This window comes from Agromyces cavernae (genome assembly GCF_021044935.1).
GTDB lineage: Bacteria > Actinomycetota > Actinomycetes > Actinomycetales > Microbacteriaceae > Agromyces > Agromyces cavernae.
The window spans coordinates 448607-472838 of sequence record NZ_JAJNMP010000004.1; the positions used below are offsets into that span (position 1 = coordinate 448607).

General features: G+C 69.4%; 24 protein-coding genes and 1 riboswitch. Of the genes, 16 read left to right on the top strand and 8 right to left on the bottom strand.

What is annotated here, in order from left to right; all coding sequences use genetic code 11:
* Positions 1 to 99 precede the first annotated feature (99 nt).
* The 3 genes from LQ757_RS17655 to LQ757_RS17665 all read right to left on the bottom strand — a co-directional run bounded on the left by LQ757_RS17655 (position 100) and on the right by LQ757_RS17665 (position 3582).
* Positions 100 to 1191 carry a BMP family lipoprotein gene (locus LQ757_RS17655; RefSeq protein ID WP_372459673.1) on the bottom strand — a complete coding sequence of 364 codons (1092 nt, stop codon included), beginning with the start codon at positions 1189 to 1191 and terminating at the stop codon, positions 100 to 102.
* Positions 1192 to 1381: 190 nt separating this feature from the next.
* Positions 1382 to 2443 carry a BMP family lipoprotein gene (locus LQ757_RS17660; protein ID WP_231048583.1) on the bottom strand — a complete coding sequence of 354 codons (1062 nt, stop codon included), beginning with the start codon at positions 2441 to 2443 and terminating at the stop codon, positions 1382 to 1384.
* A gap of 17 nt (positions 2444 to 2460) precedes the next feature.
* Positions 2461 to 3582, bottom strand: a complete 1122-nt coding sequence (locus LQ757_RS17665; RefSeq protein ID WP_231048584.1) for a mannose-1-phosphate guanylyltransferase — start codon at positions 3580 to 3582, stop codon at positions 2461 to 2463.
* A gap of 176 nt (positions 3583 to 3758) precedes the next feature.
* Between LQ757_RS17665 and sdhC the strand changes: the two genes are divergently transcribed.
* From sdhC to LQ757_RS17710, 9 genes are read left to right on the top strand one after another with little or no spacing between them, the layout of a single operon-like run.
* Positions 3759 to 4181: a succinate dehydrogenase, cytochrome b556 subunit gene (sdhC, locus tag LQ757_RS17670; protein ID WP_231048585.1), complete on the top strand. Its 423-nt coding sequence runs from the start codon at positions 3759 to 3761 to the stop codon at positions 4179 to 4181.
* A gap of 10 nt (positions 4182 to 4191) precedes the next feature.
* Complete coding sequence (locus tag LQ757_RS17675; protein ID WP_231048586.1) at positions 4192 to 4644, top strand: succinate dehydrogenase hydrophobic membrane anchor subunit; 453 nt, start codon at positions 4192 to 4194, stop codon at positions 4642 to 4644.
* Positions 4645 to 4651: 7 nt separating this feature from the next.
* Positions 4652 to 6460 (top strand): succinate dehydrogenase flavoprotein subunit, encoded by a 1809-nt coding sequence (gene sdhA, locus LQ757_RS17680; RefSeq protein WP_231048587.1) that lies wholly within the window; start codon positions 4652 to 4654, stop codon positions 6458 to 6460.
* 1 nt (position 6461) lies between these two features.
* Positions 6462 to 7223 carry a succinate dehydrogenase iron-sulfur subunit gene (locus tag LQ757_RS17685; RefSeq protein ID WP_231048588.1) on the top strand — a complete coding sequence of 254 codons (762 nt, stop codon included), beginning with the start codon at positions 6462 to 6464 and terminating at the stop codon, positions 7221 to 7223.
* Positions 7224 to 7250: 27 nt separating this feature from the next.
* Positions 7251 to 8531, top strand: coding sequence for a YhjD/YihY/BrkB family envelope integrity protein (locus LQ757_RS17690; RefSeq protein WP_231048589.1), 1281 nt, complete (start codon positions 7251 to 7253; stop codon positions 8529 to 8531).
* A gap of 10 nt (positions 8532 to 8541) precedes the next feature.
* Positions 8542 to 9381: an exodeoxyribonuclease III gene (locus tag LQ757_RS17695; protein ID WP_231048590.1), complete on the top strand. Its 840-nt coding sequence runs from the start codon at positions 8542 to 8544 to the stop codon at positions 9379 to 9381.
* A gap of 33 nt (positions 9382 to 9414) precedes the next feature.
* Positions 9415 to 10425: a tryptophan--tRNA ligase gene (gene trpS, locus LQ757_RS17700; protein ID WP_231048591.1), complete on the top strand. Its 1011-nt coding sequence runs from the start codon at positions 9415 to 9417 to the stop codon at positions 10423 to 10425.
* Position 10426: 1 nt separating this feature from the next.
* Positions 10427 to 11005 (top strand): GNAT family N-acetyltransferase, encoded by a 579-nt coding sequence (locus tag LQ757_RS17705; protein WP_231048592.1) that lies wholly within the window; start codon positions 10427 to 10429, stop codon positions 11003 to 11005.
* A complete protein-coding gene (locus LQ757_RS17710) occupies positions 11002 to 11748 on the top strand; it encodes an HAD family hydrolase (protein ID WP_231048593.1) in 747 nt (248 codons plus the stop codon). The genes LQ757_RS17705 and LQ757_RS17710 overlap by 4 nt, the downstream gene beginning before the upstream one ends.
* A 137-nt stretch (positions 11749 to 11885) precedes the next feature.
* Here the strand turns inward: LQ757_RS17710 and glpK are convergent, their stop codons facing one another.
* The 3 genes from glpK to LQ757_RS17725 all read right to left on the bottom strand — a co-directional run bounded on the left by glpK (position 11886) and on the right by LQ757_RS17725 (position 16258).
* Positions 11886 to 13400, bottom strand: coding sequence for a glycerol kinase GlpK (gene glpK, locus LQ757_RS17715; RefSeq protein WP_231048594.1), 1515 nt, complete (start codon positions 13398 to 13400; stop codon positions 11886 to 11888).
* A 59-nt stretch (positions 13401 to 13459) separates the two neighbouring features.
* Positions 13460 to 14233 (bottom strand): MIP/aquaporin family protein, encoded by a 774-nt coding sequence (locus LQ757_RS17720; protein ID WP_231048595.1) that lies wholly within the window; start codon positions 14231 to 14233, stop codon positions 13460 to 13462.
* A 264-nt stretch (positions 14234 to 14497) separates the two neighbouring features.
* A complete protein-coding gene (locus tag LQ757_RS17725) occupies positions 14498 to 16258 on the bottom strand; it encodes a glycerol-3-phosphate dehydrogenase/oxidase (RefSeq protein ID WP_231048596.1) in 1761 nt (586 codons plus the stop codon).
* Positions 16259 to 16409: 151 nt separating this feature from the next.
* On the opposite strand from LQ757_RS17725, the gene LQ757_RS17730 reads away from it, so the two are divergent.
* The 5 genes from LQ757_RS17730 (at position 16410) to ribH (ending at position 21199) form a co-directional block, all read left to right on the top strand.
* Entirely contained in the window at positions 16410 to 17399 is a 990-nt protein-coding gene (locus LQ757_RS17730; protein ID WP_231048597.1) for a sugar-binding transcriptional regulator, read from the top strand.
* Between the two features lie 58 nt (positions 17400 to 17457).
* A riboswitch (FMN riboswitch) is annotated at positions 17458 to 17603 on the top strand.
* 72 nt (positions 17604 to 17675) lie between these two features.
* Positions 17676 to 18764 carry a bifunctional diaminohydroxyphosphoribosylaminopyrimidine deaminase/5-amino-6-(5-phosphoribosylamino)uracil reductase RibD gene (gene ribD, locus LQ757_RS17735; RefSeq protein ID WP_231048598.1) on the top strand — a complete coding sequence of 363 codons (1089 nt, stop codon included), beginning with the start codon at positions 17676 to 17678 and terminating at the stop codon, positions 18762 to 18764.
* 1 nt (position 18765) lies between these two features.
* On the top strand, positions 18766 to 19431 hold the full coding sequence (locus LQ757_RS17740; RefSeq protein WP_231048599.1) for a riboflavin synthase: 666 nt from the start codon (positions 18766 to 18768) through the stop codon (positions 19429 to 19431).
* Complete coding sequence (gene ribA / locus LQ757_RS17745) at positions 19428 to 20726, top strand: GTP cyclohydrolase II (protein WP_231048600.1); 1299 nt, start codon at positions 19428 to 19430, stop codon at positions 20724 to 20726. Before LQ757_RS17740 ends, ribA begins: the two co-directional genes overlap by 4 nt.
* Positions 20723 to 21199, top strand: a complete 477-nt coding sequence (ribH, locus tag LQ757_RS17750) for a 6,7-dimethyl-8-ribityllumazine synthase (protein ID WP_231048601.1) — start codon at positions 20723 to 20725, stop codon at positions 21197 to 21199. Before ribA ends, ribH begins: the two co-directional genes overlap by 4 nt.
* Positions 21200 to 21269: 70 nt before the next feature.
* Here ribH and LQ757_RS17755 read toward each other — a convergent pair whose 3' ends face one another.
* The gene (locus LQ757_RS17755; protein ID WP_231048602.1) at positions 21270 to 21719 is read right to left on the bottom strand and encodes a DUF2269 family protein; all 450 of its coding nucleotides are present in this window, start codon (positions 21717 to 21719) and stop codon (positions 21270 to 21272) included.
* Positions 21720 to 22036: 317 nt separating this feature from the next.
* Here LQ757_RS17755 and LQ757_RS17760 point away from each other — a divergent pair, with 317 nt between their 5' ends.
* Complete coding sequence (locus tag LQ757_RS17760; RefSeq protein ID WP_231048603.1) at positions 22037 to 23401, top strand: MFS transporter; 1365 nt, start codon at positions 22037 to 22039, stop codon at positions 23399 to 23401.
* 353 nt (positions 23402 to 23754) lie between these two features.
* On the opposite strand, the gene LQ757_RS17765 is transcribed toward LQ757_RS17760, so the two are convergent.
* Positions 23755 to 24024 (bottom strand): hypothetical protein, encoded by a 270-nt coding sequence (locus LQ757_RS17765; protein WP_231048604.1) that lies wholly within the window; start codon positions 24022 to 24024, stop codon positions 23755 to 23757.
* Between LQ757_RS17765 and LQ757_RS17770 the strand changes: the two genes are divergently transcribed.
* Entirely contained in the window at positions 23933 to 24232 is a 300-nt protein-coding gene (locus tag LQ757_RS17770; protein ID WP_504751514.1) for a four-helix bundle copper-binding protein, read from the top strand. The genes LQ757_RS17765 and LQ757_RS17770 overlap by 92 nt on opposite strands.

Consider the following 24232-nt stretch of genomic DNA (forward strand, 5'->3'; position numbering starts at 1 on the left):
TCGCGTGCTCAGATGTGGTGACGACACCCGAGCACACGCCCCGACACGCGGAGCGGGGAGGCCGGCAGCCGCCGACCTCCCCGCTCGCATGCCCTCGGGTCAGCCCGCGAGGTAGGACTCGACGGTCACGTCGCCCGCGATGATCGCGGCCTGCAGGTCGTCGAGCTCGCCCTGGAGCGTGTCGGAGACCGCGGTCTCGAAGTCGTGGAACGGCGCGATGCCGACGCCTTCGTTCTCGAGCGTGCCGATGTAGGGCGCGGGGTCGAACTCACCGTTGCCCGCAGCGAGCACGGACTCGTAGGTGGCGACATCGATCTGCTTGAGGATCGAGGTGAGCATGAGGTCGGCGACCGACGGGTCGGTCTCGGTGAAGTCGGCGTCGACACCGATCATCGCGATGTCGCGGCCGGCCTCGCGCATCGCCGCCGCGGCCGACTGGTAGATCGGGCCGCCGACGGGCAGCAGCACGTCGACCTCCTGGTCGATCAGGCTCTGCGCGGTCTGGCGAGCGGTGTCGTTCGCCTCGAAGCCACCGGTGAAGAGGCCGTCGGTGCCGTCCCAGCCGAGGACCGTGACCGCCTTGCCCTTCTCTTCGGCGTAGTAGTCGACGCCCTGCTTGAAGCCGTCCATGAAGATCGACACGGTCGGGAAGTTCATGCCGCCGAAGGTGCCGACCTTGTTGGTCGTCGTGAAGTCGGCCGCCGCGTAGCCGGCGAGGAACGCCGCCTGCGCGGTGTCGAAGAGGATCGGCTTGATGTTCGGGGCGTCGATCTCGCCGTTGAAGTCGTTGTCGGCCGCGTCGTCGATGATGACGTACTCGAGGTCGGGGTTCGCGAGCGCGGACTCGACCGTGGCGGCCGAGAGCGCGAAGCCCACCGTGACGATCAGGTCGCAGCCCTGGTCGACGAGGCTGACGAGGTTGGGCGCGTAGTCGGTCTCGGCCTGCGACTCGACCGTGATCGGCTCGACGCCGAGCTCTTCGGATGCCTGCGTGAGGCCCTCGAAGCTGAGCTGGTTGAACGACTTGTCGTCGAACCCGCCCGCGTCGGACACCATGCACGGCTGGAAGTCGGGCACCGCGGCCCCGGTCTCAGTCGATTCCTCGGGGGCCGACGCACAGCCGGCGAGCAGCGCGGCTGCGCCCAACAGCGAAAGGCCGCCGAGGGCCGCCTTCTTGGTCATGACCTTCACAGTGTCCTCCAGAGTCCTGCTGCCCCATCGGTCCGGGGGCGTTCGAGGTCACGTTACCGAAAGTTGCATCGCACGCCATGGTGGTTTGCGCCGGTGCGACCCAATGGTTATGAAGACGCGATCTTCTGCTCATATGAGCAGCACGGAGGTCCCTCGAACAGGGGTGGCCGGCCGGTCGGCCTGCGCTCGATCAGGGGGCGCTGGGCGATTCGACCACGATGTCGCCGGCGATGATCGCCGCCCGAAGCCCCTCGATCTCGGCGTCGAGTTCGGCCGAGACGAGCGGCGCGAGGTCGTGGTACGGCGCGATCTCGACGCCGCCGTTCTCGAGCGTGCCGACGTACGCCTCGTTGACGAACGAGTCGTCGACGACGTCACCGACGATCTCGACCATCGCGTCCTGCGTGTTCTTCAGCACACTCGTGAGGATCACGGGCCGGAACGCCTCGGTGAGGGTCTCGTACCCGTCGCTGTCGACCCAGATGACCGAGACCCCGCCGCGCTCGACGGCCGCCGACGCCGCCCCCTCGCCGACCTGCCCGGCCACGGGGAGGATCACGTCGGCGCCCTGGTCGATGAACCCCTCGCTCAGGGCCTTGCCCTTGTTGATGTCCTCGAAGTCGCCCGTGAACGCGCCGTCCTGCGCCGCCTTGTCCCAGCCGAGGGCGCGCACGTTCGTGCCGTGCGCCTCGTTGTACTTGGCGACGCCGTCGACGAAGCCGTCCATGAACAGGGTCACGGGCGGCTGGTTGCCGCCGCCGAACGTGGCGACGACGCCGGTCTTCGAGACTCCCGCCGCGAGGTAGCCCGCGAGGTACGACGCCTGGGCGGTGTCGAAGATGACGGGCTTCACGTTGGGCGCCGTGACGATCTCGTCGACGATCGCGAACGCGAGGTCGGGGTTCTTGCCGGCCTGGTCGAGCGTGGACTCGGCCAGTTCGAACCCGACCGTGACGACGAGCTCGCAACCCGACCCGACGGCCTGCTCGACGTTGGGGGCGAGATCGGTCTCGCCGGTCGAGACGAGCGCCTCGGCCTCGACGCCGAACTCGTCTTCGGCCGCCTGCAGGCCCTCCCACGTCGACTGGTTGAACGAACGGTCCTCGAGGCCGCCGGAGTTCGTCACCATGCGAACGCACGTCTCGGATGCCGCGACCCCGTCGCCCGCGTCGGGTGCGGGTGCGCACGAGACGAGCAGAGCGGATGTCGCGACCAGCACGGCCCCGACGGTGAAACGCCGACCCTGGGACATCCGCTACCTCGTTTCTGCTAGAGCACGTCGCTCGAGCCGCCGAGCCGCAGTGCGTCGACGACCGCCTTGACGCGCTGGGCGTGCTCGCTCGTGGTGACGAGGAGCGCGTCGGGTGTGTCCACCACGACGATATCGTGCACGCCGATGAGGCTGATGACCCGTTTCGACCGGCTCACGACGATGCCGCTCGAGGCGTCGGCGAGCACTCGCGCGTTCTCGCCGAGTATCGCGAGCTCGCCCGACCGTCCCGCGGTGTTGAGCTTCGCGAGCGAGGCGAAGTCGCCCACGTCGTCCCACTGGAAGTGGCCCCGGGTGACGGCGAGTCGGCCGGCGGCCGCAGCCGGCTCGGCGACCGAGTAATCGATGGCGATCTTCTCGAGTCCCGGCCAGATGCGGTCGACGGCCGGGCCGCGCGTCGCCGGGTCGTCCCAGGCGGCCGCGAGCTCGACGAGCCCGGCGTGCAGGTCGGGCTTGTTGCGGGCGATCTCGGCGAGCAGCGTGTCGGCTCGGGCGATGAACATCCCCGCGTTCCAGAGGTGCCGTCCTCCGGCGAGGTAGCGCTTGGCCGTCTCGAGGTCGGGCTTCTCGACGAAGCTCGACACGGCCTCGGCGTGTTCGGCGCCTGTGATGTCGAGCGCCTCGCCGCACTCGATGTAGCCGAACCCGACCGCGGGCTCGGTCGGGGTGATGCCGATCGTCGCGATGTATCCGGCGCCGGCGGCGGCGACCGCCTCGGCGACGGCCTGCCGGAAGAGCGCAGCGCCGGAGATCACGTGGTCGGCGGCGAAGGAGCCGATGATCACCCCCGGCTCGCGGCGCTCGAGGATCGCAGCGGCGAGGCCGATCGCGGCCGTCGAGTCGCGCGGCTCGCTCTCGAGCACGATGTTGGCGTCGCTCAGACCGGGGAGCTGGGCTTCGACCGCGGCGCGATGCGCACGGCCGGTGACGACCATGATGCGCTGCTCGCCCGAGAGCGGGGCGAGCCGGTCCCACGTGTCCTTCAGCAGGGTCTGCCCGGAGCCGGTCAGGTCGTGCAGGAACTTCGGCGCGTCGGCGCGTGAGAGCGGCCAGAGCCGGGAGCCGACACCGCCCGCGGGGATGACCGCGTAGAACCGGTCGAGAGGCTGGTCCAGATGCATCCGCTCAGGATAGCGGGCGGCGGTGAGCGGCAGTCGCTCGGCGGATGTCTCGACGTCAAGACATTAGGCAGACCTAAGGGGCGCGTCTTCGACCGTCGGACTACACTCGGGATCGGGCCGCTGCGCCCCAGGATGCCCGCATGCTCGGGCACGTTCCATCCCAGGGAGGGTTGTTCATGCCAGAGAACTCGGCAGGAACCCTGGCCACACCCGCGAAGCCGGCGAGAGAGAAGCCGGGCGGCACGCTCTACCGCGGTCGCGAGGGCATGTGGTCATGGGTGCTGCACCGCATCACCGGTGTCGCCATCTTCTTCTTCCTGCTCGTGCACATCCTCGACACGGCCCTCGTCCGCGTGAGCCCCGAGGCGTACAACGCGGTGATCGGCACCTACCAGACACCCATCATGGGCCTCGGCGAGGTCGCGCTCGTCGGAGCCATCGTGTTCCACGCCTTCAACGGGCTGCGCATCATCCTCGTCGACTTCTGGTCGTGGGCCACGCGCAATCAGAAGGTGCTGTTCTACATCGTCGTCGCGCTGTGGATCATTACGATGCTCGCGTTCACGCCGCGGCACCTCATCAACGTCTTCAGCCACTAAGGGTCGCGACATGACTGACACCATCGAAGCCCCCCGCAGCCCTGCGCGGCCCGCGCGCAAGCGCGGCACCAACTGGGAGAAGTGGGGCTGGATCTACATGCGCGCGTCGGGCGTCGTGCTCATCGTGCTCATCTTCGGCCACCTGTTCATGAACCTCCTGGTCGGCGACGGCGTGAGCGCCATCGACTTCGGCTTCGTCGCCGGCAAGTGGGCCGACCCGTTCTGGCAGTGGTGGGACGTGCTGATGCTCTGGCTGGCGCTCATCCACGGCACCAACGGCATGCGCACGATCGTGAACGACTACACGAACCCCGGCGCCGTGCAGAAGGTACTGAAGGGCGCCCTGTTCGCCGCCGCCGCGGTGCTCATCGTGCTCGGCACGCTCGTCGTCTTCACCTTCGACCCGTGCCCTCCCGTCGCAGCCGACGCGGCCGACCTGCTCCCCTCGTTCTGTTCCGCATAGGAGATCCGTGAACACCCAGACCGCCGACGCCGAGACCCAGATCATCGACGGCGTCCACCACCACCAGTTCGACATCGTCATCGTGGGCGCCGGCGGCGCCGGCATGCGTGCGGCGATCGAGGCAGGCCCCGGCGCGAAGACCGCGGTGATCTCGAAGCTGTACCCCACCCGGTCGCACACCGGTGCGGCGCAGGGCGGTATGGCCGCGGCACTCGCCAACGTCGAGGAGGACAGCTGGGAGTGGCACACCTTCGACACCGTCAAGGGCGGCGACTACCTCGTCGACCAGGACGCGGCTGAGATCCTCGCGAAAGAGGCGATCGACGCGGTCATCGACCTCGAGAACATGGGCCTGCCCTTCAACCGCACCCCCGAGGGCAAGATCGATCAGCGCCGCTTCGGCGGCCACACGCGCGACCATGGCAAGGCGCCCGTTCGCCGTGCCTGCTACGCGGCCGACCGCACGGGCCACATGATCCTGCAGACCCTGTTCCAGAACTGCGTGAAGCTCGGAATCAACTTCTTCAACGAGTACTACGTGCTCGACCTCGTGATGACCGAGGTCGACGGCGTGCGGAAGCCTTCGGGCGTCGTCGCCTACGACCTCGCATCGGGCGAGCTGCACGTCTTCCAGGCGAAGGCCGTGATCTTCGCCACGGGCGGTTTCGGCAAGATCTACAAGACCACCTCGAATGCGCACACGCTCACCGGCGACGGCGTCGGCATCATCTGGCGCAAGGGCCTCCCGCTCGAGGACATGGAGTTCTTCCAGTTCCACCCCACGGGGCTCGCCGGCCTCGGCATCCTGCTCACCGAGGGCGCGCGAGGCGAGGGCGCCATCCTGCGCAACGCCTCGGGCGAGCGCTTCATGGAACGCTACGCCCCCACCATCAAAGACCTCGCGCCGCGCGACATCGTCGCCCGGTGCATGGTGAAAGAGGTGGCCGAGGGCCGAGGCGCCGGCCCGCACAAGGACTACGTCTACCTCGACTGCACGCACCTCGGCGCCGAGGTGCTCGAGACGAAGCTCCCCGACATCACCGAGTTCGCGCGCACGTACCTCGGCGTCGACCCGGTCTTCGAGCCGGTGCCGGTGATGCCGACGGCGCACTACGCCATGGGCGGCATCCCCACGAACAACAAGGCCGAGGTGCTCAGCGACAACACCACGGTCGTTCCCGGCCTCTATGCGGCGGGCGAGTGCGCGTGCGTCTCGGTGCACGGCTCGAACCGCCTCGGCACGAACTCGCTGCTCGACATCAACGTCTTCGGCAAGCGCGCGGGCAACAACGCGGTCGAGTACGTCAAGACGGTCGACTTCACTCCCCTGCCCGACGACCCCGCCGGCGCCGTGCGCGACCTGCTCGCGCAGCTGCGCGGCTCGAACGGCACCGAGCGCATCGCCGCGATCCGCAAGGAGCTGCAGGACGAGATGGACCGCAGCGCCCAGGTGTTCCGCACCGACGAGTCGCTCGCCCACGTCACGCAGGTCATCGCCTCACTGCGCGAGCGCTACCGGAACATCGCGGTGCACGACAAGGGCAAGCGGTTCAACACCGACCTGCTCGAGGCGGTCGAGCTCGGGTTCCTGCTCGACCTCGCCGAGGTCGTCGTGTTCTCGGCGCGCAATCGCAGAGAGAGCCGCGGCGGCCACATGCGCGACGATTTCCCCGACCGCGACGACGCCAACTACATGCAGCACACGATGGCCTACCTCTCGGGTGACGCGCACTCGTCCGATGCGGCCGACCACATCCGGCTCGATTGGAAGCCGGTCGTCGTGACGCGCTACCAGCCGATGGAGAGGAAGTACTGACGTGAGCACTGCAACGCTCGAGCAGCCGCCGGCCGCGGAGGCCGCAATCCAGTCGTTCACGGTCACCTTCCTGATCCGGCGATTCGACCCCGATGTCGACACCGAGCCGCGCTGGCAGGACTTCGACGTCGAGATGTACGCCACCGACCGCGTGCTCGACGCGCTGCACAAGATCAAGTGGGAGCAGGACGGCTCGCTCACGTTCCGCCGTTCGTGCGCGCACGGCATCTGCGGCTCCGATGCGATGCGCATCAACGGCCGCAACCGGCTGGCCTGCAAGACGCTCATCAAGGACCTCGACATCTCGAAGCCCATCTACGTGGAGGCGATCAAGGGCCTGCCGCTCGAGAAGGACCTCATCGTCGACATGGAGCCGTTCTTCGCGAGCTTCCGCGAAGTGCAGCCGTTCCTGGTCTCGAACAGCACGCCTGAGCCCGGCAAGGAGCGCGTGCAGTCGGTCGCCGAGCGTGCCCGCTTCGACGACACCACGAAGTGCATCCTCTGTGCCGCGTGCACCTCCTCGTGCCCCGTGTTCTGGACCGACGGCCAGTACTTCGGCCCCGCCGCGATCGTGAACGCGCACCGCTTCATCTTCGACTCGCGCGACGACAACGCCCAGACGCGCCTCGACATCCTCAACGACGCCGAGGGCGTGTGGCGCTGCCGCACGACCTTCAACTGCACCGACGCCTGCCCGCGCGGCATCGAGGTCACGAAGGCGATCGCCGAGGTCAAGCAGGCCGTCATGCGCGGCAAGCCGTAGGGTTCCGCGCTCGGCGAGAGGGGCAGCGTGAGCGAGCGCACGGGGAGCCGTTCCGGCGACCACGGTCGCCCGCTCGACGTGCCCCCCGCGACATCCGGCGCACCGCATGACGGCGGCGAGGTGAGCACGTCGGCCAGGGAGCGGTTCGACGCGTTCACCGAGCCCATCCGCGAGCGCTTCGAGGAGCCGATCAGCACGGTCGGCACGATCACGCAGAAGACGCTCGCACTGTTCCCGGTTCGCGTGTGGCGGCACTTCCTGTACCAGAACGGGTTCATCCTCTCCTCGGGGCTCAGCTACCAGGCGCTCTTCGCGATCTTCGCGGCGCTGTACGTGGTGCTCGCGGTCGCGGGCATCTGGCTCACCGGCAACCCCGCGACCCTCGACGCGTTCGTGACACTCCTCAATACCTATGCGCCGGGGCTCATCGGCCCGAGCGGTGTGCTCACGACCGAGGAGCTCACCGAGATCGCCACCCAGAGCACGAGCCTCTTCGGCTGGACCGGCGCCGTCGCCCTCGCCGGCCTGATCTGGACCGCCATCGCGTGGATCACGTACGCGCGAACCGCCGTGCGCAGCATCTTCGGCCTGCCGAAGGACATGAGGGCCTATGTGCTGCTGAAGGCGCGGGATCTCCTCGCGGGGTTGGCGTTCGGCTCGATCCTCCTGGTCGCCACGGGCCTGTCGGTCGCGACGACGTCGTTCCTCGACTGGTTGCTCGGACTCTTCGGGATCGACAGCGACTCGGGCTGGTCCGACCTCCTCGTGCAGGCCGGTGCGTTCCTCGTCGTGTTCGCGATCGACACGCTCGCCCTCGCCGTCATGTTCCGGTTCCTCTCGGGGGCGGCCATGCCCTGGCGGCGCGTGTGGGTCGGCTCGCTGCTGGGTTCGGCGGCACTGTCGGTGCTGCAGCTGCTCGGAGGGTTCCTGCTCGGGCGGGCGTCGACGAACCCGCTGCTCGCGACGTTCGCCGTGTTCATCGGAATGCTGCTCTGGTTCCGCATCACGAGCATCATCATCCTCGTCGCGGCGAGCTGGATCGCCGTCGAGGCCGCCGACGCCCATGAGTCGCTGCGCAAGGTGACGCCCGAGCAGCTTGCCGCCGAGCAGCTCGAGCGCGAGCAGGAGGCGCTCGTCACGGCGGCGCGCGTGCGTGTTCGCGAGGCGACCGCCGACGTGGCCGCCGCGAACTGGATGGGGCGGTTCGCGGCCAAGCGCCGCCTCGACCGCGCCGAATCCGAGCTCGCCGAGCTCGAGGCATCCGCCCCTCGTGAAGCGACGCGAAAGCACGTCGGAGGCCTCCCCTAGGATCGAATGCATGCCCTCTGCGAAGCCCCTCCGTCTCGCCAGCGTCAACGTCAACGGGGTGCGCGCCTCGTTCCGCAAGGGCATGGGCGAGTGGCTGGCCGCTCGCGACGTCGACATCCTCGCCATGCAAGAGGTGCGCGCGTCGATCGAAGACCTCCAGGGGCTGCTCGGTGACGACTGGGACATCCTGCACGATCCCGCGACCGCGAAGGGCCGCGCCGGCGTCGCGATCGCGAGCCGCAACCGCGCACACATCCACCGGGTCGAACTCGGCGCCCCCGACTTCGACAGCGCCGGCCGTTGGCTCGAGGCCGACTACGAGGTCGGCGGGCGGGTCCTCACTGTCGTCTCGGCGTACGTGCACTCCGGTGAAGACGGCACGCCGAAGCAGGTCGAGAAGTACCGATTCCTCGATGCGATGGAAGAGCGGATGCCCCGGCTCGTCGAGCACTCCGAGCTCGCGGTCATCGTCGGCGACCTGAACGTCGGCCACCGCACGCTCGACATCAAGAACTGGAAGGGCAACGTCAAGAAGGCCGGCTTCCTGCCGCGCGAGCGCGAGTACTTCGACCGGTTCGTTGGTGCTGAAGACGCACCCGACTACAACGCCGGCGCGGGCCTCGGCTGGGTCGACGTGGGCCGCCGGGCAGCCGGCGAGGTTCCCGGCCCCTACACGTGGTGGTCGATGCGCGGCAAGGCGTTCGACACCGACACCGGGTGGCGCATCGACTACCACCTGGCGTCGCCGGCACTCGCCGCGACCGTCACGTCGTACACGGTCGACCGAGCCGCGGCCTACGACGAGCGATGGTCCGACCACTCCCCGGTCGTCGTCGACTACGCCATCTGACCATTCCTCCCACGCATTTAGGACGCTGAATACATGACCTCCATCCGCCCGGTCGTCTTCTCGGGCATGCAGCCCTCGAGCGACTCGCTCCACCTCGGCAACTATCTCGGCGCGCTCGTCAACTGGGTCGCACTGCAAGACGAGTACGACCCCATCTACTGCGTGGTCGATCTGCACGCGATCACCGTGGCGCAGGATCCGAAGGCGCTGCACGACAACGTTCGTCGTACGGCCGCGCAGTACCTCGCCGCGGGTGTCGACGTCGAGCGCTCGACCCTCTTCGTGCAGTCGCATGTGCCGGCGCACACCGAGCTCGCGTGGGTGCTCGGCACCATCACCGGCTTCGGCGAGGCGAGCCGCATGACGCAGTTCAAAGACAAGTCGGCCAGGCAGGGCGCCGAGGCCACCACGGTGGGCCTGTTCACGTACCCGGTGCTCATGGCGGCCGACATCCTGCTCTACGGCACCGAGCTCGTGCCGGTCGGCGACGACCAGCGCCAGCACCTCGAGCTCACGCGCGACATCGCCGGGCGCTTCAACTCCCGCTACGGCGAGACGTTCGTCGTGCCCGAGGCGCTGATTCCCAAGGAGTCGGCCCGCATCTACGACCTGCAGGAGCCGAGGGCCAAGATGTCGAAGTCGGCGACCTCAGAGGCGGGTCTCGTGAAGCTCATGGACGACCCTGCGGTCACGGCGAAGAAGTTCAAGAGCGCCGTCACCGACACCGAGCGCGAAATCAGGTACGACCCCGAGACGAAGCCCGGCATCTCGAACCTGCTCGATATCTACGCGGCGACGACCGGCGAGTCCATCGCCGAGCTCGAGCGACGCTACGACGGGCGCGGCTACGGCGACCTCAAGAAGGAGCTCGCCGAGGTCGTCGTCGACCGGCTCACGCCCATCCGCGCACGCACCCTCGAGCTGCTCGAAGATCCGGCAGAGCTCGACCGGCTGCTCGCGGTCGGTGCCGAGCGCGCGTCGGAGCGCGCGGAACGCATCCTGCGCGAGGTCTACGACCGTGTCGGCTTCGTGCGTCGGGGCTGACATGATGCCGGTGACCCTGCGCACAGCGCGACTCGTGCTCGACCTGCCAGTCGAACGCGACATCGAGCTGGTCACTCACTACTGCCAGGACCCGCTCTTCGAGCGATTTCTCACGACACCGTGGCCGTACACCGAGCAGCATGCGCGCGGTTTCCTCACCGAGTACGTCCCCGCCGCGTGGGAGTCCGGGTCCGAACTGACCTGGGCCCTCCGCACCGCCGAAGGCGGGCCGCTCATCGGCGTGATCAGCTTGCGCTCCGAGCGCGGCGAGCTCGGATTCTGGCTCGGCGCCGAGCACCGCGGTTCGGCCTACATGGCCGAGGCGACGAACGCCGTGTGCGAGTGGGCACTCGACGGCGGCCTGCGCGGCCTCGAGGTCGTCGTCTGGCGGGCGAACGAAGGCAACCTCGCGTCGACGATGGTGGCGCGCGCAGCGGGATTCCGCCGCACGACGCCCGTCGATTCTACCGTTCCCGGGCGCGACGGCGCTCCCCTGCCGGGCTGGTGCGCCGAGCGCGGAGCCGTCGTCGACGCCGATGCGTACGCGAGCTGGGAACCGATCCTCGGGAGCACGCGATGACCGTCGCGGGGTCGCCGATCGTGCTGTTCGACCTCGACGACACCCTCATGGCACACCACGCCGCGGTCGACGCGGGCATCGCGCTGCATATGGCCGAACGGGCATACGAGGCCGAGCGCGCCACTGCACAGCAGCTCTGGCACGACCTCGAAGAAGAGCATTACCACGCCTACCTTGCGGGCCGGCTGACCTTCGAAGGCCAGCGCCGGGCGCGGGCTCGCGAATTCGCGCTCGCGCACGGTGAAGAGCTCGACGAACTCGCCGCTGGCGCATGGTTCGCCCGCTACTTCGAGCGCTATCGCGAGTCGTGGTCGCTGCACGACGACGCGCTGCCGGCTCTCGACGCCATCCACGAGGCGCTGCAGGGTGTGCGGTTCGGCATCATCACGAATGGCGAGCTCGGCTTCCAGCGGGCGAAGCTCGAGCGACTCGGGATTCTCGACCGGTTCGCCCACGTCATCGCCTCGGGCGATGTCGGCATCACGAAGCCCGATCCCGCCATCTTCGAGTCGGCGGTCGCGCGCTTCGAGGCCGACTCACCGGTCACCGCCGCAGCCTACGTCGGCGACCGGCTCGTCACCGACGCCGTCGGAGCAGGCGCGGCGGGAATCCTGGGCGTGTGGCTGAATCGCACGGGCGCAGCAATGGCCGACGACGAAGCGGCGTCGGCGTCGTCGGTCGGCGTCGTCGAGATCTCTTCGCTCACCGAGCTCGCACCGCTGCTCGCCGCACGCTTCGCCTGAGCGGCGCGGCGCCGCGGCGCCGCGCCGCGACGCGACGCGACGCGACGCAACCGCTGCGCGGCGCGCCACGACACGAGAACGGGCCGGGCGCACCCCCATGCGCCCGACCCGTCGTCCCACCGTACCTGCGGTGAGGCCTATGCGACGTCGTCGTCGACCCAGTCGAGGGTCTTCGAGACGGCCTTCTTCCAGTTGCGGTCGAGCCGTTCGCGCTCGCCCGCCTCCATCGAGGGCGTCCAGCGACGATCCTCCTGCCAGTTCGCGCGCAGGTCGTCGAGCCCCGACCAGAAGCCGACCGCGAGGCCGGCCGCGTAGGCCGCGCCGAGCGCGGTGGTCTCGGCCACGACGGGGCGCACCACCGGCACGCCGAGGATGTCGGCCTGGAACTGCAGCAGGGTGTCGTTGGCGGTCGCCCCGCCGTCGACGCGCAGCTCGGTGAGGTCGATCCCCGCGTCGGCATTCACGGCCCCGACCACGTCGCGGGTCTGAAACGCGATCGCCTCGAGGGCCGCACGGGCGAGGTGTCCCTTGTTCACGTACCGCGTGAGGCCCACGAGCGCGCCGCGCGCGTCGGGGCGCCAGTACGGCGCGAAGAGCCCCGAGAACGCGGGCACGAAGTACGCGCCGCCGTTGTCCTCGACCGACTTCGCGAGGTCCTCGACCTCGGACGCCGACGAGATGAGTCCCACGTTGTCGCGCAGCCACTGGATGAGCGAGCCCGTGACGGCGATCGACCCCTCGAGCGCATAGTGCACGGGCTGATCGCCGAGCTTGTATCCGACGGTCGTGAGCAACCCGTTCCTGGAGTGGACGATCTCCTCACCGGTGTTGAAGATGAGGAAGTTGCCCGTGCCGTACGTGTTCTTCGCCTCGCCGGCGTCGAAGGCGGCCTGCCCGAAGGTCGCGGCCTGCTGGTCGCCGAGGATGCCGGCGATCGGCGTCTCGCGCAGGAGCGAGTGCTCGTTCGCGACGCCGTAGACCTCCGACGACGACTTGATCTCGGGGAGCATCGAACGCGGCACGCCGAATGCCGCGAGGATCTCGTCGTCCCACTGCAGGGTCTCGAGGTCCATGAACATCGTGCGGCTCGCGTTCGTGACATCCGTCGCGTGCACGCCGCCCTCGACACCGCCGGTGAGGTTCCACAGCACCCAGGTGTCGGTCGTGCCGAACAGCAGGTCGCCGGCCTCGGCCTTCTCGCGTGCGCCGGGCACATTCTCGAGGATCCACACGATCTTCGTGCCCGAGAAATAGGTCGCGAGCGGCAGTCCGACCTGGTGCTTGAAGCGCTCGACGCCGCCGTCGGCGGCGAGGCGGTCGACGATCGCCTGCGTGCGGGTGTCCTGCCAGACGATCGCGTTGTAGACGGGCTCGCCCGTGGTGCGGTCCCAGACCACGGCGGTCTCGCGCTGGTTCGTGATTCCGACCGCGGCGATGTCGTGCCTGGTGAGGTTGGCCTTGCCGAGCGCCTGCCCGATGACCTCCCCCGTGTTGCGCCAGATCTCGGCCGGGTCGTGCTCGACCCAGCCGGCCTTGGGGAAGATCTGCTCGTGCTCGAGCTGCCCGGTCGAGACGATCGATCCGGCCTTGTCGAAGATGATCGCGCGCGATGAGGTGGTGCCCTGGTCGATCGCGAGGACGTAGTCGGCCATCTGAGAAACTCCGTTGCTTTCAGTGAATGGTGAGAGGAGAGGTGATCGGATGCCGCGGCTCAGCCGAGGAGCGGCAGCAGCGGGATCGCGGCCCAGCCGGCGAGCAGCCCGCCGATGATCGGGCCGACGACGGGAACCCACGAGTAGGCCCAGTCGGACCCGCCCTTGCCGGCGATCGGGAGCACGGCGTGCGCGATGCGCGGGCCGAGGTCGCGGGCGGGGTTGATCGCATATCCGGTCGGGCCGCCGAGCGAGGCACCGATGCCGACCACGAGGAGCGCGACGGGCAGCGCGCCGAGCGCGGCGAGGCCGGAGGCGTCGCCGTTGCGCCCGAAACCGATGACGACGAACACGAGCACGAAGGTGCCGATGATCTCGGTGACGAGGTTCCAGCCGTAGGAGCGGATCGCGGGGCCGGTCGAGAAGACCCCGAGCTTGTTCGCGGGCTCGGGCTCGGCGTCGAAGTGCTGCTTGTAGGCGAGCCACGCGATGACGGCACCGAGGAACGCGCCGAGCAACTGGGCCGTGATGTAGGCCAGCACCGACACGACGTCGACCGGCACCCCCGTGCCGAACGCCGGGTTGCCGAACTCGGGCGCGCCGTTGGCGACGAGCCCGAGGGTGACGGCGGGGTTCAGGTGGGCTCCCGACGCGTACGCGACGATGACGCCCGCGAAGACCGCGAGGCCCCAGCCGAAGTTCACCATCAGGAACCCGCCGCCGAAGCCCTTGTTCTTCGCGAGCGCGACATTGGCGACGACGCCGCAGCCGAGCAGCACCAGCAGTGCCGTGCCGACGAGTTCCGAGAGGAACACGATTCCGAGATTGTCCACGTTGACCTTTCCTTCGAGAGTGGGCGAACGGATGTCGCATCCGCCCGCCGGGGGCACCGGACCATGCCGGCCTCGATGAAGCTACCGGGCCATCGGCGCCGAATCAGGCGGTTCTGGATGCACGTCTGTGCAGATTCACTCGTGGGTTGAGGAGCGACACAGGCGCCGGGTCGAGGAGGCGCGAAGCGCCGTCTCGAGACCAACGTCTCGATACCCGCCGTCATTCGGGCGAGGGTTTCGAGACGCGTCCTCCTCGGGCGCTCCTCAACCCACGGGAGTTGCCAGCTGAGCGAGTACGACGCCGTGGCGATCGGCGAGCACGCTGCGCGCGTGCGCGACCTCGGCGTTACGCCGCTCGGCGTCCCACTCCAGCTCGGCGGCGACGAGGTCGGCGAGCTCCACGAGGAGGGGCGCCGTCAGGGTCCCGGTGAACGCGATGCTGGTGCGGCGCTGCACGAGGTCGAGCAGGTGCACGACGCGCTCGTTTCGAACGAGCCAGCGGATCTCGCCCCGGGTGTACCCGGCGTGGTGGTCGAGCGCGAGATCCTCGGCGCCCTCGACCTCGCCGAGCAGGTCGGAGGCGCGGGTGCCGTACCGCTCGAGGAGCGCCTCGGCCCGGGCGTTGCCGACCTCGTCGCCGTGCGACACGACCCACACCCGGCGGGCGTCGTCGGTCGCCGGGAACGCCGCGCCGCCGCCGATCGCGAGTCCCTTCGTGGAGCGCACGCGCTCCCGCCCGAGGAGCCCCAGGACCTCATCCGACAGGTGCTCTGCGAGGGCCCGGAACGTGGTCCACTTGCCGCCGACGAGGCTCAACAGTGTCGTTCCCGGCCGCTCCTCCGCGACATCCGCCCGCTCGATGCGGTAGTCGCGGCTCACGAACCCGGGCTGCGTGTCGTCGTGGCGCGGCAACGGCCGCACTCCCGAGAAGCGGTAGACGATCTGCGACCGATCGACCCGGATGGCTGGGAAAACGTGCGCGATGAGCTCGAAGAAGTAGTCGACCTCCTCGTCGGTGCACACCGCGGGCTGTCGCATGTCGTGCTCGAGGTCGGTCGTGCCGACCATGACCCGGCCCTTGAGCGGGTAGATGAGCACGATCCGCCCGTCCTCGTGCTCGAAGAAGATCTCGCGGCCCGCGGTCGCTTCGAGCAACTTCGGGTTGTCGAGCACGATGTGCGATCCCTTGGTGCCGCCCATGAACCGCGACGCGCGACCGAGCCGCGCGTTCGTGAGATCGGTCCAGGGTCCCGACGCGTTGACGACGACGTCGGCGGCGATCGCGAACTCCTCGCCGGTGAGCCCGTCGCGCACGCGCACTCCGTCGGCGCCGAGTCCGATCGCCTCGAGGTGGTTGGCGGCGCGGGCGCGCGGACCCGCGGCGAGGCCGTCGAAGAGTACATCGAGGGCGAGCCGTTCGGGATCGTGCATGCTGGCGTCGTAGTAGGTCGCGGTGTACTTGACGTCGGGGTTGAGGGCAGGCAGCTCGGCGAGCGAGCGTCCGCGGCCGTGGAAACGGTGGCGGGGCACCGCTCCCCCGTCGCGCGAGAAGGCGTCGTAGATGGTCAGGCCGGCCTTGATGAGCGCGGCGCCGCGCTCGGTGGGCTTGCCCTGCCGATGCGTCAGGAACCGCAGGGGCGCGGAGAGGATGCCCGAGAACGTCGAGAAGATCGGCACGGTCGTCTCGAGCGGCTTGACGTAGTGCGGGGCGATCCGGATGAGCGCGTTGCGCTCCTGCACCGACTCCTGGACGAGCCGGAACTCGCCGTTCTCGAGGTACCGGATGCCGCCGTGGATCATGTGCGACGAGGCCGACGATGCGCCAGAGACGAAGTCGTCGCGCTCGACGAGCACCACGTCGACGCCCTGCAGGGCGAGGTCTCGGAAGGTGGCGATGCCGTTGATGCCGGCGCCGATGACGACGACGTCGGCAGTCGGACGGGCGCGGAGGTCTGCGACCTCGGGGCGGAGGCGCGGGGCGCGACCGTCGCGGTGTCGCTGCGTGATCGTGGGGTTCGCAGACATCGCTGTCCTCTTCTCGATGCGGTGGGTACTCGATGCGAATCCATCGGCCGCGATCGGCTTGCGCCGGCGGGTCCGGTGTGGATGAATACATCGTGAGCATGCGCGCACGCTATTGCAAGCCGCATGCACATATGTGCAATGGGAGAGCAGGATGATCGAGAACGAGCCGGGCGAGACTGAGACGGTGTCGGGCAAGACGCGCGACGCACTGCGGGCCGCGCACCTCTACTACATGCAGGACCTCACGATGGACGCGATCGCGCACGAGCTGCACACCTCGCGATCCTCGATCTCACGCCTCTTGAGCCATGCCCGGGCGAGCGGGCTGGTCGAGATCTCGATCCACTCGCCGCTCGACCTGCCGAGCCGGCTCGAGCAGGAGATCCTCGAGCATCACGAGGTGCACGCGCACGTCGTCCCCGTGCCCGACCACGCGAGCGACGTCGACCGGCTCGACCGCGTCGCGCTCTCGGCTGCACGGATTCTCGGCCAGTACGTGGACTCGAACCAGACGATCGGCATCGCGTGGGGATCGACGATGACGGCCATGAGCCGTCATCTCGTGCCGAAGGCGACCCACAACACCGAGATCGTGCAGCTCAACGGTGCCGGCAACCTGCGCACGACCGGCATTCTCTATGCGAGCGAGCTGCTGCGCCGCTTCGGCGACGCGTTCGGTGCGCACGTGCAGCAGTTCCCCGTGCCCGCCTTCTTCGATGACCCCGAGACCAGGCGGGCATTCTGGCGCGAACGTTCGACGCGGCGCCTGCTCGACCTGCAGAGTCGCATGGATGTCGCGCTGTTCGGCCTCGGCTCGCCGTTCGCCGAGGTGCCGAGCCACGTCTACCAGGGCGGCTACCTCGAGCGCGCGGACTACGAGGCGCTCAGCCGCGACGGCGTCGTCGGCGACGTCGCCACCGTGTTCTACCGGGCCGACGGCTCGAGCGATGGCATCGCATTGAACGAACGTGCGACGGGTCCCGATTTCTCGGTCCTGCGGCGTGCGCCGCGCCGGGTCTGCGTCGTCTCGGGCAGGGCCAAGATCGCAAGCCTCCGCGGGGCACTCGCCGCGGGGCTCATCACCGACCTCATCGTCGATGAAGGTACGGCCCGCGCCCTGATCGAGTCACGTGACGGTTGACGCCTGACGAGGCGGGAATAGTTCTCGGTCACACGCGTTGACGTAGAATCGACACGACAAACGTGCTCCGGGGTCGGTGCAATTCCGAACCGGCGGTTATAGTCCGCGAGCCGGGCGCGTTCGATCGAGAGATCGGGCGCATTCGGTTGAACCGGTGGAATTCCGGTACCGACGGTGAAAGTCCGGATGGGAGGCGGCACGTGTCGGCGACGCGCAGCGTCGTCGACCTGTTCGGCTGCGCCGAGCATCCCCGGAGCCCTGAAGGCAGGACGAGGGATGACCACGGGAGCGCACACGATGGCGGATGCCGCGGCGATGCGCCGCGCGCTCGAGCTCGCCACGCGCGGCCCCTCGCGCGGGGTGAACCCGCGGGTCGGCTGCGTGATCCTCTCGCGCGCCGGCGGGGTCATCGCCGAGGGCTGGCACCGCGGAGCGGGCACGGCCCACGCCGAGGTCGACGCCCTCTCGAAGCTCGCCCCGGGTGCCGCGGAAGGCGCCACTGCGGTGGTCACCCTCGAGCCGTGCAACCACATCGGCCGCACCGGGCCCTGCGCCGCCGCCCTGATCGAGGCCGGTGTCGCGCGCGTCGTCTACGCCGTCGCCGACCCCGGCGACCACTCCTCGGGCGGCGCGCAACGCCTGCGCGACGCGGGCGTCGAGGTCACGGGCGGCGTGCTCGCCGCCGAGGCCGAGGCCCTGCTCGAGGACTGGCTGTTCGCCGCTCGCAACCGCCGCCCCCGCGTGATCGTGAAATGGGCGTCGAGCCTCGACGGCCGCGCCGCAGCCGCCGACGGAACGAGCCAATGGATCACGGGCGCGGCCGCGCGGGCCGACGTGCACCGCCGACGTTCCGGCGCCGACGCCATCGCCGTCGGCACGGGCACGGTGCTCGCCGACGATCCGGCACTCACCGCGCGTGATCCCGGCGGCCAGTTCTACGACGCGCAGCCCACGCCCGTGGTGTTCGGCCGACGCGCGGTTCCGGCCGACGCATCGGTCACCCGTCACCCGCACGCGCCCATGTTCTTCACCGGCACCAACCTGGCCGCAGATCTCGAGGAACTCCAGCGCCGGGGCATCCGATCGCTGTTCATCGAGGGCGGGCCGACGCTCGCGAGCGCCTTCATCGCGGCAGGCCTCGTCGACGAACTGCTCGTCTACCTCGCGCCCGCCCTGCTCGGCGGCCCGCGACTCGCGCTCGGCGACCTGGGCATCGAGTCCATCGACGGCGCGCGGCGCTTCGTATTCACCGACATCGAACGGCTCGGCGACGACGTACTGCTCGTCGCGCACCCGGCCTCCAGCGGCGCTGCGCGCCCCTCGACCGGCACAGATGCTTCGACCAGCACCGACGAGAGGAACTGACATGTTCACCGGAATCATCGAGGAGCGCGGCACCGTCACGCGCGTCGAGCGAACCGACGACGCCGCCCGCCTGAGCGTGCGCGGGCCGCTCGTCGTCGAGGGCGTGAAGCACGGCGACTCGATCTCGGTCTCGGGCGTGTGCCTCACGGTCATCGAGTTCGACGCCGAGGGCTTCACCGCCGACGTGATGGCCCAGACGCTCGCGATGTCGACCCTCGATACCGCCGGCGAAGGGCTGGCGGTGAACCTCGAGCGCGCCGCACAGGTGGGCGACCGGCTCGGCGGGCACATCGTGCAGGGCCACATCGACGGCACGGCACGGGTGCTCGAGATCCGTCCGGGCGACGCGTGGCGGGTCATCCGCTTCTCGCTCGACGCGGCGCACGCGCCGCTCGTCGTCGACAAGGGCTCGATCGCGGTCGACGGCGTCTCGCTCACCGTGAGCGCGATCGGCGACGAGCCCGACGGCTCGTGGTTCGAGGTGTCGCTCATCCCCGAGACCCTCACCGCGACCACGCTCGGCGACCGCGTCGTCGGCGACCGCGTGAACATCGAGACCGACATCCTCGCCCGCCAGGTCGACCGCATGCTGCGCTTCGCCGGCCGCCTCGGCACCGAATCGGTCGAGATCCCGTCATCCATCCACAGCACCGGAGGTGCCGAATGAGCCTGGCAACCATTCCCGAAGTCCTCGACGCGTTGCGCGCGGGAAAACCCGTCATCGTCGCCGACGACGAGGGTCGTGAGAACGAGGGCGACGCCATCATGGCGGCGCAGTTCGCGACCCAGGAATGGATCGCCTGGATGGTGCGCCACACGAGCGGCTATCTCTGCGCGCCGATGCCGAACTCCGTGGCCGATCGGCTCGAGCTGCCGCTCATGACCGAGCGCAACCAGGACCCGCGCTCGACCGCGTACACCATCTCGGTCGACGCCGCCGACCGCACGTCGACCGGGATCAGCGCCTCCGACCGCGCCCACACCCTGCGCGTGCTGGCCGAGCCGACCTCGACGCCCGAGTCGTTGCAGCGCCCCGGGCACATCCTGCCGCTGCGTGCGGTCGACGGGGGCGTGCGCGAGCGCGCCGGGCACACCGAGGCCACGGTCGACCTCATGCGCCTCGCCGGCCTGTCGCCCGTGGGCGTCATCGGCGAACTCGTGGAAGACAGCGGCGAGATGATGCGGCTGCCCGCCCTCATCGCGCTCGGCGAGCGCGCGGGGCTGCCGGTCACGACCGTGGCGGCGCTCGTCGACTGGCTGCGCGACACCGGTCGCGACCCGTGGGCGGATGCCGCGACCGCGATCGTTCCCGAATCCTCGCCCGTCGCGTTCGAGGTCGAGACCACGCTGCCGACCGACCGCGGCGAGTTCACCGTGCGCGCCTACCGCGACCGCAGCACGGGCGCCGACCACGTCGCCATCATCGCGGGCGACCCCGCCGCCGACGCCGCGGGCGCGATCGTGCGCGTGCACTCCGAGTGCCTGACCGGCGAGGCGTTCGGGTCGCTCAAGTGCGAGTGCGGGCCGCAGCTCGACGCCGCGCTCGCGACGATCCAGCGCAACGGCGGCGTCGTCGTCTACCTGCGCGGCCACGAGGGCCGCGGCATCGGGCTCATCAACAAGCTGCGGGCGTATCGCCTGCAGGAGGACGGCCTCGACACGCTCGACGCGAACCTCGCGCTCGGCCTGCCGATCGACGCCCGCGACTACAGCGCCGCGACCGGCATCCTCGCCGACCTCGGCATCGACCGCGTTCGACTGCTGACGAACAACCCCGAGAAGGTGCGCCAACTCGAGGCGCACGGCATCGACGTCGTCGAGCGGCTGCCGCTCGTGGTGGGCGTCGTCGACGTCAACACCGGGTACCTCGAGACCAAGCGCAACCGCATGGGCCACACGATCGACGACCAGCAGCTCGCGGACGCCGCGGCTGAGACCCTCTTGGAAGGACACGCATCATGAGCGGAGCAGGATCCCCCGAACTCGACGTCGACGGCAGCGGCCTCTCGGTCGTGATCGTCGCCGGCAGCTGGCACGACCGGATCACCGACGCGCTCATCGCCGGGGCGACCCGCACGCTCGAGGCGTCGGGCGCGTCGTTCACGCTCGCGCGCGTGCCCGGCAGCTTCGAGCTGCCCGTCGTGTCGAAGGCCGCCCTCGAGGCGGGCGCCGACGCGGTGGTCGCGCTCGGCGTGATCATCCGCGGCGGGACCCCGCACTTCGAGTACGTGTCGGCGGCGGCGACCGACGGGCTCACCCGGGTCGCCCTCGACACGGGCAAGCCCGTCGGCTTCGGCGTGCTCACCCTCGACGACGAGCAGCAGGGCCTCGATCGAGCCGGGCTGCCCGGCTCGAAGGAGGACAAGGGCCGCGAGGCCGCCGAAGCGGCGATCGCGACCGCTCGCGCACTCCGCGCCGTGCGGTCGGTCGAGTAGGCGCGCCAGCGCCGTATCGAGACCCTCGGGAGTGGTCTCGATACGGTTCGCTCCTCGACCGACCGGGTGGCTACGGCTTCCAGACCATGAGCACGACCACCGCGACGAGCAGCAGCGACACGATGCCGCTGCCGGCCGCGATGGCCGGGTAGCCGGCCTGGGCCGCGCCGTCGCCCGATCCGGCATCGCCGGCCAGAGCTTCGGCGGCCTTCCGCATCGCGGGGACGACCACGAACACGCTGAGCACGAACGCGATCACGTAGAGGATGATCGACCAGAGGATCCACGGGGTCGTGAAGGTGAGCCCGAACTCCTCATCGGCCATGCCCATCGCGCCGAAGCCGAGCAGGAACACGATGAGCGACAGCCAGCTGAACACCATGGTCGACTTCGCGAGCACGGCGACCTGACCGCCGTTGCCGGCGCGCACCGCGCGCATCGCGGTCATGGGCAGGATCGCCATCGGCCCGACGATGAAGACGGCCGAGGTGACATGCAGAATCGAGATCAGGGTATCCATGCCGCCAAGCCTAGCCACGCGGCCTCCGGCGTCGCATCGAACCTTCGATCGATCCCTCGACCCATCCGAGGTCCTCGGTTCCCGGCCCCGGTGGGTCTCGAGACGCTTCGCTCCTCGACCGGCGAGGCGCCGTTCACCGCACGGAGCGCACCGCTCACCGCATCGTGCACCCGACATGCGCCCGCGTGCGTGCGGCGCCGCGTAGGGTGACAAGGTTGCCACAAGCGACGATTCCTGCACTGCCTCCGGTCCGACGCCTGACCGACGTGCCTCGGGGCGCAGCGTTCTTTCGCACCCTCTTGGAGTCCTCGTCAGCAATGTCCGCACCATCCGCGACCACGGTCGCACCCCCCGCCAGCCCCGCCAATCCGCGCAGTCGCGTCATCCTCGCGAGCCTCATCGGCACGACGATCGAGTTCTACGACTTCTACGTCTACGCGACCGCCGCGGTGCTCGTCTTCCCCCACCTGTTCTTCCCCGCGGGCGACGCGACGACCGCGCTGCTCTCGTCGTTCGCGGTGTTCGGCGCCGCCATGGTGGCGCGGCCGCTCGGCGCGGTCGTCTTCGGCCACCTGGGTGACAAGCACGGCCGCAAGGCGACGCTCGTCGGCGCGCTGCTCACGATGGGTATCGCGACGTTCCTGATCGGCGTCCTGCCCACGTACGCACTGGTCGGATGGCTCGCGCCCCTGTTGCTCGTCATCCTCCGCATCGCGCAGGGCTTCGCCCTCGGCGGCGAATGGTCGGGCGCCGCGCTCGTGGCGACCGAGAACGCACCCCAGGGCAAGCGCGCCTGGTACGGCACCTTCCCGCAGCTCGGAGCGCCCATCGGCTTCATCATCGCCAACGGCCTGTTCCTCATCATCGCGGCGATGCTTCCCAGCGACGACCCCTCGATGCCGTCGCAGGCGTTCCTCGACTGGGGCTGGCGCATCCCGTTCCTGTTCTCGGTCGTCATGGTCGTCGTCGGTCTCTGGGTGCGCCTGCGCCTGGTCGAGTCGACCGCGTTCTCGAACGCGTCGAAGCAGGGCAAGCTCACCCGCCTGCCGCTCGCGAGCGTGTTCCGGAACTACTGGAAGCAGCTCATCCTTGGCACGTTCTTCATGCTCGCGACCTACGTGCTCTTCTACCTGATGACCACGTTCTCGCTCTCGTACGGCCGCGCCCCGGTCGAGGCCGCCGAGGGCGCACTGCCCGGACTCGGCTATTCGTACAGCACATTCGTACTGATGCTCATCGGTGGCGTCGTCTTCTTCGGCATCTTCACCCTGCTGTCCGGCCCCTGGGCCGACCGTTGGGGCCGCCGCAAGACACTCATCTGGGTCACGCTCGGCATCATCGTGTTCGGACTGCTCTGGGTTCCGCTGCTCGGCGCCGGATTCTGGGGCGTCATGCTCTGGCTCGTCGTGGGCTTCTCGCTCATGGGCATGACGTTCGGGCCGATGGGCGCGCTGCTTCCCGAGCTGTTCCCGACCAATGTTCGGTACACGGGCTCGGGCATCTCGTACAACGTGTCGTCGATCCTCGGCGCTGCGGTCGCCCCGTTCATCGCGGTCGCGCTCTGGCAGGCCGGCGGCGGCAGCCCGTTCTGGGTCGGCATCTACCTGGCGGTCATGGCGGTGCTCACGCTCATCGCGCTGCTCGTCTCGAAGGAGACCAAGGACGTCGACATGGACGCCTGAGCGCGTTCTCGACGAGGGGCCGGATGTCGCGACATCCGGCCCCTCGTGCGTCTCATCGTCCCTCTCCCATCCGCCGACGCCCGGTGCCCGGTGCCCGGTGCCCGGTGCCCGGTGCCAAAACAGGAAGCCGGACGTCCGCGGTCGGCGTGGCTTCCTGTTTTCGCGACCGAGGCGGCGTGTCTTCCTGTTTTCGTGACGGGATCGGGCGGGCAGGGATCGGGCGTGACGGGATCCGGGGGGTGACGGGATCGGGCGGGCTGCGGGGGCGCGAGGAACTTCACGAGAACGTCACACGCCGCCCCTTCTGGGGTCGAGAGCCGCGGCGTAGCATGACGGGCAACAGGGCTGCCGAGTCATCCGCCGGCACCGTCGACGCCCGGCCGCCCGGAGCTGTGGAGCGTGCAGATGAACATGACGATGGACATGATGAAGGGCGCCATGTCGTCGTCGGAGATGCCCATGAAGGGCATGGATCCGGCGATGATGCAGGAGTGTCTCGAGGCGCTCTCCGCGTGCGCGCAGGCGTGCATCATGTGCGCCGACGCCGACGCGGGCGAGGGCATGGGCCGGTGCGCCGGAATGTGCGCGAACTGCGCCGACATGTGCGACACGATGATGCGCATGATGCTGCGCATGAACGGCATGGACATGGCGGTGATGTCGTCGATGATGCAGACGACGATCATGATGTGCCGCGCGTGCTCGGCCGAGTGCATGATGCATGCCGAGATGAGCGAGCACTGCCGCATGTGCGCGATGGCGTGCGATCAGGCGGCCATGGCACTCGAGAAGATGATGGGCTCGATGAGCGAGGCGATGCCGGTGGCATGA